This window comes from Pantoea sp. JZ2 (assembly GCF_035191405.1).
Classification (GTDB): Bacteria; Pseudomonadota; Gammaproteobacteria; order Enterobacterales; family Enterobacteriaceae; genus Pantoea; species Pantoea stewartii.
In genome coordinates this window covers 1202772-1215412 of the sequence record NZ_CP045247.1, presented here as the reverse complement: position 1 = coordinate 1215412, position 12641 = coordinate 1202772, and the positions used below count along the sequence as shown (strand labels likewise).

The 12641-nt window shown below is 50.3% G+C and carries 12 protein-coding genes; 5 read left to right on the top strand and 7 right to left on the bottom strand.

The genetic code is table 11. The features are described from left to right. Nucleotides 1-106: 106 nt before the first annotated feature. Together yfiH and rluD are read right to left on the bottom strand one after the other, a co-directional pair. On the bottom strand, nucleotides 107-838 hold the full coding sequence (yfiH, locus tag GC087_RS06015; RefSeq protein ID WP_058702175.1) for a purine nucleoside phosphorylase YfiH: 732 nt from the start codon (nucleotides 836-838) through the stop codon (nucleotides 107-109). Continuing rightward, nucleotides 835-1815 (bottom strand): 23S rRNA pseudouridine(1911/1915/1917) synthase RluD, encoded by a 981-nt coding sequence (rluD, locus tag GC087_RS06010; protein WP_006120699.1) that lies wholly within the window; start codon nucleotides 1813-1815, stop codon nucleotides 835-837. Before rluD ends, yfiH begins: the two co-directional genes overlap by 4 nt. 129 nt (nucleotides 1816-1944) lie before the next feature. Here rluD and bamD point away from each other — a divergent pair, with 129 nt between their 5' ends. From bamD to GC087_RS05985, 5 genes are all read left to right on the top strand, one after another. Then, nucleotides 1945-2676 carry an outer membrane protein assembly factor BamD gene (gene bamD / locus GC087_RS06005; protein WP_006120700.1) on the top strand — a complete coding sequence of 244 codons (732 nt, stop codon included), beginning with the start codon at nucleotides 1945-1947 and terminating at the stop codon, nucleotides 2674-2676. Nucleotides 2677-2952: 276 nt separating this feature from the next. Further along, nucleotides 2953-3285, top strand: coding sequence for a ribosome-associated translation inhibitor RaiA (gene raiA, locus GC087_RS06000; RefSeq protein ID WP_006120701.1), 333 nt, complete (start codon nucleotides 2953-2955; stop codon nucleotides 3283-3285). Between the two features lie 236 nt (nucleotides 3286-3521). Next, nucleotides 3522-3833: a type II toxin-antitoxin system RelE/ParE family toxin gene (locus GC087_RS05995; RefSeq protein WP_324029959.1), complete on the top strand. Its 312-nt coding sequence runs from the start codon at nucleotides 3522-3524 to the stop codon at nucleotides 3831-3833. Continuing rightward, on the top strand, nucleotides 3833-4129 hold the full coding sequence (gene nadS / locus GC087_RS05990) for a type II toxin-antitoxin system RelB family anti-toxin transcriptional regulator (RefSeq protein WP_324029957.1): 297 nt from the start codon (nucleotides 3833-3835) through the stop codon (nucleotides 4127-4129). The genes GC087_RS05995 and nadS overlap by 1 nt, the downstream gene beginning before the upstream one ends. 2591 nt (nucleotides 4130-6720) lie before the next feature. Beyond that, nucleotides 6721-7131, top strand: a complete 411-nt coding sequence (locus GC087_RS05985; RefSeq protein ID WP_324029955.1) for a hypothetical protein — start codon at nucleotides 6721-6723, stop codon at nucleotides 7129-7131. 175 nt (nucleotides 7132-7306) lie between these two features. On the opposite strand, the gene GC087_RS05980 is transcribed toward GC087_RS05985, so the two are convergent. The 5 genes from GC087_RS05980 to GC087_RS05960 are packed head-to-tail and all read right to left on the bottom strand — an operon-like array spanning nucleotide 7307 to nucleotide 12637. Next, on the bottom strand, nucleotides 7307-8986 hold the full coding sequence (locus GC087_RS05980; protein WP_324029953.1) for a hypothetical protein: 1680 nt from the start codon (nucleotides 8984-8986) through the stop codon (nucleotides 7307-7309). Nucleotides 8987-8988: 2 nt separating this feature from the next. Next, nucleotides 8989-9528 (bottom strand): baseplate complex protein, encoded by a 540-nt coding sequence (locus GC087_RS05975; protein WP_324029952.1) that lies wholly within the window; start codon nucleotides 9526-9528, stop codon nucleotides 8989-8991. Next, nucleotides 9500-10225, bottom strand: coding sequence for a hypothetical protein (locus GC087_RS05970; RefSeq protein WP_324030590.1), 726 nt, complete (start codon nucleotides 10223-10225; stop codon nucleotides 9500-9502). The genes GC087_RS05975 and GC087_RS05970 overlap by 29 nt, the downstream gene beginning before the upstream one ends. Next, nucleotides 10215-10766 carry a tail fiber assembly protein gene (locus tag GC087_RS05965; protein WP_324029950.1) on the bottom strand — a complete coding sequence of 184 codons (552 nt, stop codon included), beginning with the start codon at nucleotides 10764-10766 and terminating at the stop codon, nucleotides 10215-10217. Before GC087_RS05965 ends, GC087_RS05970 begins: the two co-directional genes overlap by 11 nt. Continuing rightward, nucleotides 10766-12637 (bottom strand): phage tail-collar fiber domain-containing protein, encoded by a 1872-nt coding sequence (locus GC087_RS05960; protein WP_324029948.1) that lies wholly within the window; start codon nucleotides 12635-12637, stop codon nucleotides 10766-10768. Before GC087_RS05960 ends, GC087_RS05965 begins: the two co-directional genes overlap by 1 nt. Nucleotides 12638-12641 lie beyond the last annotated feature (4 nt).

The following is a 12641-nucleotide window of genomic DNA, read 5'->3' as shown; positions in this document are numbered from 1 at the left end:
CAAATGCTACTGGAGATTAAAATGAGGTCATCCCTCAAGTTTTCAAGGATAATGACCTGAGATATGAGTAAAAAATGCACTGCCTGGATCGTCTTATGGCGTAAGACTATAACAGCCAAATTAAAGTTGCCATACGCCCGGTGATCCTGTCCCGGCGGTAGGAGAAGAAATTGTCGGGTTCACTGAAGGTGCAGCGTGAATCTGCACTGACAGACTGGACCCCTGCGGCCTGCAGGCGTTGTCGGGCCAGGTGCCAGATATCGGCAAAAAATTTATCCCCGACGGGGCGGAATGCATCCGCCGCACGCGGATCAATGTCCATGAATGCACGACGAACCTCCGCGCCGACTTCAAAAGCATCAGGACCGATCGCCGGCCCCAGCCAGGCATGGATTCTGTCGGGCGGCGCCTGAAACTGCGCCAGCGTATTTTCCAGCACGCCGCCACAAAGCCCACGCCATCCGGCATGTGCAGCGGCCACTTCACGCCCATCGTCAGAACAAAACAGCACGGGCAGGCAGTCAGCGGTCATCACAGCACAAACTACGCCCGGCTCACGCGTTATGCAGGCATCGGCTTGCCGCGGCTGAGGAACCATGCGGGCAGAGAGATGTTCAACGTCAGTTGAATGCACCTGATTCAGCCATTGCGGCATCGCGGGCAACGCCGCAAGCGAGACCAGTCGCTCACGGTTAGCACGAACATGTTCTGCTTTATCACCGACATGGCCCCCGAGATTCAGCGAACACCAGTTTCCCTCACTGACGCCACCGTGGCGTAATGTCGAGACAGCTCGCACCTGCGCTGGCGCAGGCCATTGTGGGATAATCAGACTCATAACCAGTCCAGTTGATCCTTGAACATCTCTGTGTCGGCTTTCAGCGCGTCAATCAGATCGATCATATCCTGCGGAATGGCCGCATGAAACTCCATCTCAATACCCGAGATGGGATGATAAAGACGGAGCATTGTGGCGTGCAGGGCCTGACGATCAAAACCGCGTAAGGTCGCGATAAATTCTTCAGACGCGCCTTTTGGCGGACGCGGCCGGCCACCGTAGAGCGGATCGCCCACCAGCGGATGATTAATATGCGACATATGCACGCGAATCTGGTGCGTACGGCCGGTTTCCAGTCGCAGACGAAGCCGCGTATGGGCGCGGAAATGCTCCATAATGCGATAATGGGTCACAGCGGGTTTACCCATTGGATGCACGGACATATGCGTACGTTTCGTCGAGTGACGGCTAATCGGTTCATCCACCGTTCCCCCCGCCGTCATGGTGCCAATGGCCACCGCCTCATATTCACGCGTAATTTCACGACGCTGCAGGGCATCAACTAAATGCGTCTGCGCCGGTACGGTCTTCGCCACCACCATCAAACCGGTGGTGTCTTTATCCAGACGATGGACAATCCCCGCACGCGGAACGTCCACAATGGCGGGATAGTGATGCAGTAGTGCATTCAGTACCGTACCGTCGGGATTTCCCGCCCCAGGATGAACAACCAGGTCACGTGGTTTATTGATGACGATAATATCTTCGTCTTCGTATACGATATCCAGCGGGATGTCCTGGGGTTCCCAGCGCTGCTCCTCTTCGATCTCTGCATCAATCGTGACGCGCTCGCCGCCAAGCACTTTCTCTTTCGGCTTATCAATGACAGTGCCGTTAACACTGACGCGCTGGTTGAGAATCCACTCTTTTATGCGGGAACGTGAATAATCAGGGAACAATTCCGCCAAAGTCTGATCTAAACGTTGTCCGAGTTGTGACTCGGATACCGTTGCGGTGAGTTGAACTTGTTGTGCCATATACAGCTTCTTCGTTAACGTTGGGTTTTACGGCGATGCCGTTTAATATAATGTGCTATCGTACCTGGTCATTACCGGGAGCTATACGGACAGCTTCCGCCATAACATTTTGAGGATAATCACTTCGTCATGACGCGTATGAAATATCTGGTGGCTGCAGCCACACTGAGCCTGGCACTTGTTGGTTGTTCCGGCTCAAATGACGCGGTACCGGACAACCCGCCTTCTGAAATCTATGCTACAGCGCAACAAAAGCTGCAGGACGGTAACTTTAAAGCGGCGATTAAGCAACTGGAAGCGCTGGATAATCGTTACCCGTTCGGTCCCTATTCGCAGCAGGTTCAGTTGGATTTGATCTACGCGTACTATAAAAATGCCGATCTGCCCATGGCGCAGGCGGCGATCAGTCGCTTTATGCGTTTAAATCCTACGCACCCTAATATCGATTACGTCATCTATATGAAAGGTCTGACGGATATGGCGCTGGACGATTCAGCATTGCAGGGCTTTTTTGGCATTGACCGTTCGGACCGTGATCCTACGCATGCGCGCGATGCTTTCCGCGACTTTGCACAGCTGCTGCGCAGTTACCCGAACAGCCAGTATGCCGCTGATGCTTACAAGCGTCAGGTCTTCCTGAAAGATCGTCTGGCTAAATATGAACTCTCGGTGGCGCAATTCTATACCAAGCGCGGGGCTTATGTCGCGGTCGTTAACCGTGTTGAAGGCATGATGCGCGATTATCCTGATACGCAGGCGACCCACGACGCGCTTCCGCTGATGGAAAATGCCTACCGTCAACTGCAGTTGAATGCAGAGGCCGATAAAGTGGCAAAAATTATCGCCGCCAATAACGGTTAATCAGCCTTCCTTTCCCGAAACAAAAAAAGCAGCCCTGAGGCTGCTTTTTTTTGCGCACAGAACAGGCAATATTGACACGTTGCCGCTGAGCTAACCTATCAACAATGCCTTGTTAATGCCCTGGCTTCAAGCCTTTTCGACCACATTCTCGCCCTTTCTCACAATTTGCCCTGGTTGACAAAAAATGACATTTTTTTGTGATAAAAATCACACAAATACAGAATTATCGCGCTATGCTGGATCTATTCCGACGGCAATCACAGAGAGGTAAGCATAATGATCGTGAACATTACCAGTAAGCAAATGGAAATTACTCCAGCCATCCGTGAACACGTCGAAGACCGCCTTGCCAAGCTTGAGAAATGGCAAACTGACCTGATTAATCCGCATATCGTCCTGTCGAAAGAGTCCAAAGAGTTTGTGGCAGACGCGACCATCAACACACCAAACGGTACCCTGGTCGCCAGTGCCAAACATGACGACATGTACACCGCTATCAATGATTTGATCGGCAAACTTGAGCGCCAACTCAATAAAGTCCAACACAAACCTGAAGCGCGGCGTGCGGCCAGCAGCGTGAAAGATTTCACGCCAGCAGCCGAAGAGTAGCCTCATCCCGGTTTTCTGACGCGCCTCCGGGCGCGTTTTATTCCCTTGTAGCATATTGAAATAGAAGGAATTATTTCAATTAATGTCCACATATCGACCACATCGACTATAAAACCCCGTTTATCGGGGTTTTTTACTCAATTTTCTTTAGTCAGATAATAACATTAGTCTACGCCATTGACTTACTCTCTTACCATGATAACATCACTCCATTCATACGCCAATGACGTACAGTTATGCTTTTTATTGAAACCCATATCTTCACCGAAGATGTAAAGGAACTACTGAGCGATGATGAGTATCTTGAGTTTCAGCAGTTCATGGCAGATAACCCCGACTGGGGCGATGTAATCCAGAATACTGGCGGCCTGCGCAAAGTTCGCTGGGCGGCCAAAGGCAAAGGCAAGCGCGGCGGCGTCAGGGTGATCTACTACCACAAGGTGTCTGAATCACAAATCAGGCTGCTGCTGATCTATAAAAAAGGCATCCAGGATGATTTATCCGGGGATGAAAAACGCCAGCTTAAAACGTTGAACGAGGGGTGGTAATGGACAAAAAACTGTTTGAGCGTCTCACAGAGAGTATGACGCAGATGAACGAAATTGTTGAAGGCTCCCGAGAACCTTCCCGCGAGACGATTGTTACTGCGGTTAAGGTCAAGGCTATACGAAATGCCACGGGTCTTTCGCAGAGTGGGTTCGCCAAACTGATTTCAGTGAATGTTGACACGTTGAAGAACTGGGAACAGGGGAGACGCGAACCGACTGGGCCTGCTAAAGCATTATTAAGAGCCATCGAGCGTGACCCCCAGCATGTAATCCCTGCACTTTCTCAAAAGCACTGAAACAGATCGAACCAGCTTGTCAGCTGGTTTCTTTCTATTCAACCTCTGAATCTAATCTTCATTCCTTTCTCTGAAAGACTGCATTAATTTGAAATAACAGTCTTCGCAAAATTCACTGTCCGTATCAAGTAAACGCTCAATAAGGGAGCGCTTCTTTCCACAGATCCGGCAAAATTTCAAACCCAGAACATTCATTTCCTTATGCCCTATTTACTGGTTTTATTTTCTGTTCAAGCGACATAATCTCAAACACTTTGCTTGAGTCATTTGACATGACTTGAAGTCATAACCATGACATTTGCTGCAACATGTAAAAAAGTATAACAAAAAGAGTTTTCTGGTTCTAATTTTAGTCGGCCATCGGAAAACCGTCACAACCATCACACGTCAAAGAAACGCCACCTATCCACATGATTATCATGAATAAAATTTGTGACGGTAAAACTATCACAAAACGTAACACAAACCGTCACACCTAATAAATTCATTAAGTTACAAAACAGCATTGTGATGATTTCAGACCGTCACACTGTGATGCTCCTGTGATGCTTTTGTGATGGTTATGAATGTGCTTATATATATCTATATATCATATAGATAGATGATAATTTTAAACCTTGTGACGTTTGTGATGTTTTTCCGATGCCCCCCTCAAATTTTGGAAATCCCAGAATTGTCTATAAAATGCACTAAATTACTGGTGTTTGGTGGTTAAAATATGCTGTCTACATGGAAACCCTGTGAAGGGCAGAAAGCAAGGCGGGTGGAAAGACGATACTCACTAAAACGATAAAGGTTGAGGAGGTATAAAGATCGACTTCAGCTCTTTGGATGGGCAGACCTGAGACCTGCTGACACGTTAAAAATCAGGATATGTTGCCTGTTTGTTTATTCAACAATCAGTATGATAAAAATCATTACTTGACTTGTGATGACAGAGAGAAGTGATGAAGGAAAGAAAATCAGGGAACGAAAAGGCAGCCCGCTACGTATTAGCCTTCACTCTTATCTACATGATTTCTTGCGGCGTCCTTGCTTGTCTATTTTTTAAATATCCTCATTTTTTTTATTCGGTCCTGGGTTGAACCGGCCTACCGACACATACTGAAAATCAGAGCATAGCTGTAACGTAAGAACTTCTTGAGTGAGCGAAATAAACCATTCCATGCTTCATTGCTGTAGCATGAACCAGCATCAACTGCACTTTTAACTTCTACAAAAAAATAAAAAATTATGCCACTAGCGCAAACCACGGCAATCAGCATCCAGTATTTTTTCACAAATGTGCGCAGTACAGCCATTCTTTGACGAAGTATGTTCATAAGAGTGTCTTTACTAAAATTACCCACATATAATAACATAAAGTAATTACAAACAGTGATTAAGTTCTCTATCACAGATGATGGATTGTCATTGGGTAATGCAAACTCAAAAATGTTAAAGGCCACCGGGGGTGAGCCGGTGGCCTTACTTACGTTTTCTGACTGCTTATGGTAAGCAGGCCAGAATCAACTCAATGAAAGCAACAAGTGCTTTCAAAGCGATGACTGCAATCTTTAAGAATGACTTCATCCGTTCGCCTCTGTAAAAGAAGCGCGGTTTACCAGTCATAGCCTTTGAGCTGCCTGTCCGACTGGCTCTCCATAAATTGTTAGTTTATGAGAATCGCGCTCTGGCCGAGGCTCTGCATCAGCACCACCTGTATGCAGCCAGGACTATTAAATCCATTTTACAAGCCGACCGCTTCCGTGACCTTTACGTGATTCTCACTAACAGGCCGGATTATAAGTAGAATCCGGAGATAAGCAAACAGGCAACTCAATTTTTGAAGGCAAAAAAAACCCAGCTGGTGAGGCCGGGTTTCTCTTATTTTGCTACTGGCGATTTGTTCAACCACAGTAGCAGCACGATTCTCATAAACTAACGAGGAATAGTTTAGCCACAACAAGCCTCAATGGCAATCAGTGATCCACAAGGCATCGCTATGGCATTGAAAAGGATTTCAGTTAACAATGTTGCTAAGAGACTGTAATAAAACACATCAGTGAAACTCAACACGGTATCGCCTATACGTTATTTTTCACGAAAAGCACTACGAACCCGCACCGCGTCTGACTTCATGTTTTTACATCACGACCGCCCATCGCCCAAAAACTGAAATCTCTGAAATCTGTTTCACACATTTCAGTTTGGGTTCAGGCATCAAAGCCCCAGCGCTGGCGCGGTCTGGCGATATGTTCTGTACCCCACGAAAAACTGAAATCATTCTCAACACGAAAACCGCAGGCGGGTGCGGTGTAGCGCCGTTTTCGTCACTTCTGCAGTTATTTTGTCATCTTTAGACGCACCTGAAAGCGACCAACGCTTTAATTAAAGGTGGCTGATTGAGCTTTTATGGCGATACTGAGAAAGCGTTCTGCAATGTTTAACTGAAGAGGTTTTCTGAATGTCTGAAACTTCAAAATGATTTACAATCACTTGTCGGTGATATGGAAAATATTTTGTTGATACATGTCCCTTACTTGTATCGATACAAATTTTGCAGATACCTTAAAGAGATAATTAAATCCGAAAAAATATGAAGGTTTTAGATGATGAAAAGCAAAAACTTGATTGTCCGGATGCTTATCGCATCAACACTAACGCTAGGGGGCTGCACATCTTATGATTCTGTGCAGTTAGATAAGCATCAACTGAATGACGATTATACTTTTTACAAACTGTCACCCCCTCTGTATGAGGGAGACGTTGTTCGCTACAAGCTTACAGATGGTGTTAGCAATACGATAACTGTTAAAAAAGCAACGCCTCAAAGCATCATAAGCAGTACTGAACAAACTATACCTTTCAAAGATATGGCAGTACTTGAAAGAAAGGAAATTTCAAAAGGTAAAACTGCAGCCGCTGCTGCAGCCGGTATAGGCGGTACCGCTGTGGTAGTTGGTGCAATATTACTTATTGGTTTAGGCGCTGGGTTTGCCGCGGTATTGTCAGGCGGTTGAACAAAGACTTATCATTTTCAGTAATGAAGCCTATATTACATTGGCCTGTATATGCCCGGCATCAAGTTCGCGCAAGTCGGGTGCTGTCAATTTGACCGAAAACAATGCAACAATCAAAGTCCCTCCAATCTGGAAGCTTGGACATCTCCCTAAAGTGAGCATTAATAATTAAAGCTTACCTGGCAATCAACCGGGAATACTTAACTTTCAGCTGTAGGGACTCTGTGCCGATGCTGCGAACGTCAGCGGCGTTCAACGGTGCGCCTGTATTGTTGTGCGTATGGCCGGCCGTCAGTTCTGCCAGCTGCTTTACCACATCAAGCGTATCCAGCATCAACTGCGCCACATTTACGCTTTCAGAGCCTATCCACACCACCGGCGCGATAATCTGCTGTTGAACGGCCGCAATGCTTTTCCGAATCTGGCCAATCTGCTCCGTCAGGTTTCCGCCAGTCCTCAACGTACTGCTGCCGGCTATATCGGTTTCGTCGCTGCCGCCGACAGTGGCCAGCCGGCTACCCTTAATCGCCTGACTAAACTTGCCTGTGCTGACCTGCTGAATGGCTCCGGCCAGCAGCATGGACGTACCGATGACGCTGGTTTTATCCGTGGCCTTGATGGTCGTTTCACGGCTGACCAGTTCCCGCCTTTCCGTATCGGCCTTAACGATTCTGGCCATAGAGGTTTCGCTGATTGTCTGGTCAGTCTGTCGCACCCAGTCCCCGGCCTGCGTCACGCGCTGGGAGACTTCCGCCCGCTGCTGCTGGAGCTGCTCACCGGGTTTGATATCAGGCAGGCTCGTACCATCCGGTACGGTCTGGCGGATGAAAGGCTTATCCGGCCGGCCATCAGTAAACGCAACTTCTACCAGCGTTCCTTCAGGCGGGAACTGGTACATGCCGGAATCATTGCCGGCCATCGGCACCGGTAGCGGCACGGCGGAATAGGTCGGCGTCTGTGCGTCAGGCTTTCCGTCTGCGTCAAGCAGCTGCACGTCCACGGCATACCGAGGGCGGAACGGATCCGAAAAGTTGCCGCTCTTTACGGCTTCTGTCGGCGCTATTACACGGGCAAACTTCGGCAAATGCAGCCCGGACGCCAGCTCCGGAAAATGGCTTTCAATCTGTCGCTGTACCGGTGATTTCTGCAATGGCTGGCCTGTTGCCCGATTACGCGGCGTCCAGGTAACGGCCATCGTATCGTTAGTCAGGTGTATCTTTGTGACGCGCTCGCCGTTCATCTCAACACCCGGCCGCAGGCTCTGGACAACCGGCAATGTCATGGTGTTGCCGCCAGCTACCCCCTGACTGAACCCGGCCGGGATATCCACCGGTTTACCGGCAAAGAGGGATTTTTCCGCGCCTCCCACATACACGCCGCCGTCCGGTAGCGGATACCAGATGTAATCCGTAATGCCAAAGGCTTTACCCAGATTATTCAGCAACTGATACCCGCTGCCGCTGTGGGTAAAGTGGGGGATCGGCTTATCGGCATAACCGGTATCAGGTACCGTCACCGTAATGCCGCTGTTCTCTTCCAGCCAGCCGGCCACGCTGCGCAAAGTCGGGTGCTGAAGTGAGCATGGCCACAGGCGTTCAAACACACCAGCCAGCTCACGTACATAAAGCCGCTGGAAGCCGTTATCTGCCGGCTGCGACCGTTCCACATACCCCGTAAACCACCGCAAAAGAAGGTCAGTATACCCGACATTAAGGCGTACCAGCTTACCGGTGTAGTCCTGGTCAGTTTCGGCCGTAATAAACCCCCGGCCGCAGCTGTTAAGCTCCAGCACCAGGCTGACATCAGCAAGATGTACCTCATCCGTTGACAGATACAGGCGTTTTACCGGTTTCATCCTTACCCCAGCGCATCGTTGACGGGCTTCAGGACTTTGCGCTCAAACCACGTCATTTTTTCATCACTTTCATCACCAGACTGACCCGTGCTGCCGGCACCGCCTCCCTGTTTTTTTGCGGTGGTTTTGCTGATCGCCCTTGCCTCGCGTTTTTCCTGAACGCTGATATGCTCAGTCAGGGTAAAAGTCACCAGCCAGGACATTTTCCCGTCCTGCTGTGGCGCATCCAGCGTGCCGGTGAAGATCGCTTCACGAAAATTAACCGCACGCGCCTGATCGTGCGCAACGCGGTATTTCTGGCGCTGACCGCTGGCATCGGTGGCGCTGGCCAGCTCAAAAATGCGGCGCAAAATCGCCTTATTTCTGAAGGGGATCTCGCCAGATACGCGCAGTTCCTTTCCCTTTGCGCCCTGTTCAGATTTCGTGGTGGAACTGGTCTGGCCGGACTGGTCTTTATCCTGAAACTGCTGCGTTACCGTCACACGCATGTTTTTAAGCCTTATCGCTTCGCCGTTAAGCGCCAGCGTCGGGTTCGGGGTCATGTATCATTCCTTTTATACCGTCGAGATTGTCACCAATCAGCATCATCGCCGCAGAGTAAATCGCCGATTGCAGCGGGATTCCTTTTACCAGTTCCAGCAATGTGGTAGCCAAATCACCCCTTGCAGTGAACACCCAGGCTCTGGCGCTTTTGCCCTGCAACGCTTCCAGGTCACCGGCGATATCAGCCAGCACGCTATCGCGCAGCCGGCTAAAGTCGTCCAGCTGTTGCTTCAGCGATCCAATATCCACTACGGCGGCGGCTTCTTCCTGCGCTTTTTTGACTGCCGCTGCTGCCAGTGCGGTACGGCTGGTTGGTACGGAGAGAGGAAGGGTATCTGCCAGACCCGGACTGTATTTTGCAGGTATCTGCATCTTTTCAAGCGCCGTTTCAGCAGCCGACTGCGCCAGACGTTTTACCTGTGTGAACGCCGGCGCAGGAAAAACATCTGTCAGCTGGTTAAGGCTGTTCATGAAGCTGTCATGCGTCTGACCTGCGACCATCATAATAACCACATCAGCAGTATCCCCTGTTCCTGCCAGCTTTTCGGCCAGATAGGCAATGGCATTAACGGGGCTGAGATAGGTTCCGTTTTCCGTCTGCTGCCCCAGCCCGTAAATCCACGGGTGCGCCGGAACGATGGTACAGTTCACTGCTGCCACCGGGTTTGTAAAAGCCAGGCGCGCTTTACGCCACACCATCAGGAGCCTCCGGCCAGTTCACCTCTGACACCACAGCGGTGTCGACACGATTAACCAGGACGCGGTACTTTTTCCATGCCTTCAGTTTCTGGGCTTCTTCTTTCGTAGCCATATCCAGATCAACGGCATCCTGAAGCGGTTCGATGACCTTTGATGCAGCAGCAAGCAGCCTGCTTTTTTCAGCCTCTGCCAGGGCGGTCAGTTCCTGCTGAGTGTAGACCCGCTCACTTATGCCTTTGCCGTCAAACACCCAGCCACCAGTGATATCGGCACGCTGGTTCTGGGCTGTGTTTTCCACTTCCGCCACGCTCATACCGTCAGGGAACAGGGACGACACGTCGGTAAAGTTTGTCGCTATGGCCGCAATGACGCCGTTTTCCCGGTACGCAATTTTCATCGTATCCGACGCAAACCGCGCCTGACTTTCGTACCATTCGTTGCCGTCTTCATCAAACAGAAACCATGCCCCGGAAAGCGCCAGTTCTTTCTGCTGCTCTGTCTGCGGTTCACCGCGTCTGAAGTTTTTGAGATTTATCATTATGAACGTCCCACCGTTATCCACTGACCACCTCGGTAATACTGGATATAGCTCCAGAAAAGCCCTTCAGGAGAATAATCACCGTCACCGTTCGTGAAGCCTGAGAGAACGGTATTGCCGTTGCGGTAGTCCCAGACGCCAGTAGCGCCCACCTGGTGCTCTGACGTGAAGCGAATGTCCGATACCCTGTTGACCTGTGCGTCATTGGCTTTGTTCCAGGCGTCGTCAGCGCGGTTAGTAATGTTACGTAATGCACCTTCCAGATTGGTTGCACCCCAGTAACCCCTGAAAATACTTGAAGTACCAGACGTCTCAACAATATCCCCGTTACGCTGGAAAACATGCCCCATGCCGCCAAAACTGACGTTGAGATCTGTTTCCATCGTCACAGCACCGGTGGCCGCATTGATTTTTAAAGGACGGGCATCATCCCAGCTACCGTCCGGGTCACCTGCTGCCGTTTTGAGGATATAAAAATCACTGCCGTCAAAACGCAGGAAAAAAGCCCGGTCTCCGGCCTTTATCCGGTAGCTGTCCATATTTGTTGTGCTAAGTTGGCCGCTCATGGTGCCGCCGGAAAGAGGAACCGCGCCCACCTGTTCAGGGGTTGGCGGATTAGTTTCATTAAACACAGTGCCTAGCGGGGCTGAATCGATTTGCGCAAGTAGTCGCTCACCACTCCAGCCCAGCATAATTTGATTCAAACCTTGTGCTGCCATTCCTTCACCACCGCCTGCCTGAACCGCGTTTACATCAGTTGCATCCAGGCTGTCTTTTACAGCAAGGTTACCCAGTCCGAGATTTTTCCGGCCTGCCTCGTTATCCTGCAGATCACTGAGATTGTTGTCCGCGCTGAGGCGGCTGTTGGCGTTATCACTGGCGGCCTTAACCGCTCTTGACGTTGCCGCCAACGACTCACTGTCACTGGTGACGCTGTTGGATAACCGCACAAACCCTTTTTCCGTCAGAGACGCATCAGGATGATTACGTGACTGCTCATGCTGTCTGAGCGCCTCATTCGCCTGCCGGTCAGGCAGTGAACCTTTCGGGCGCAGGTCGGTGATATTTCCGTTTTCATCAATGCTGGCCAGCGCACACACATAATGCTTAATACCGTCCTGCCCGTAGTCTTCCATACTGTCGGCCACAATGATTTTACTCTGAACACCCCAGACGCTGGTCAGCGCTCCCGTCCAGCACACATCCAGCCAGACACTGACCGGTTTTTTTGTTACGGTGATGTTCTGGTTCGCCGTCAGCACTGCCCGCAGCCCCGCAACATAGCCCGCGCCTTTGGTCACAAAATACTGATTACCGGATTTCCCAACCAGCCAGCCATCACCAAAGAACGCCGCCGCGCTGTAAATATCGATGTTCTCCACCCGCTGGCGCTCGTCCATCGCGGCCATGCGAGCGGTGAAGTCGATCTGCCAGGTTTCAGCTGGCGTATTAATGCCGGTTTCGGTTTGTGCACCGTTATATTCCATCAGGAACGAGCGGGTAAGCACGTTGCCCTGCTGACCTTCTTTCGTCTTTAGCTTCTGCTGCTCAGGCGCATGAACAATCATCGCCAGCGTAGCGGTAGCCTTATTTATCAGCCCGATCCAGTTAAAAGAGAAATCGCCTACATCCGCGCCCAATACTGCCGAATGCACCACAGCATTGTCATTCACGACCCCTTTACGGTCGACGGGGGCGCGGTAAACAATCTGCGCGGCCGGTGGCAGCATTTCATTGCGATCAACAGGCAAATCCGGATCCAGACCCGGTACCAGTGCGAAAACAAACTCATCAAGCATGACAGGCTCATCCGTTGCAGCCTGCTGCGCCTTCCACTGCTCAAATGCCAGCGTGATAGCGGTCTGTGACATAAAA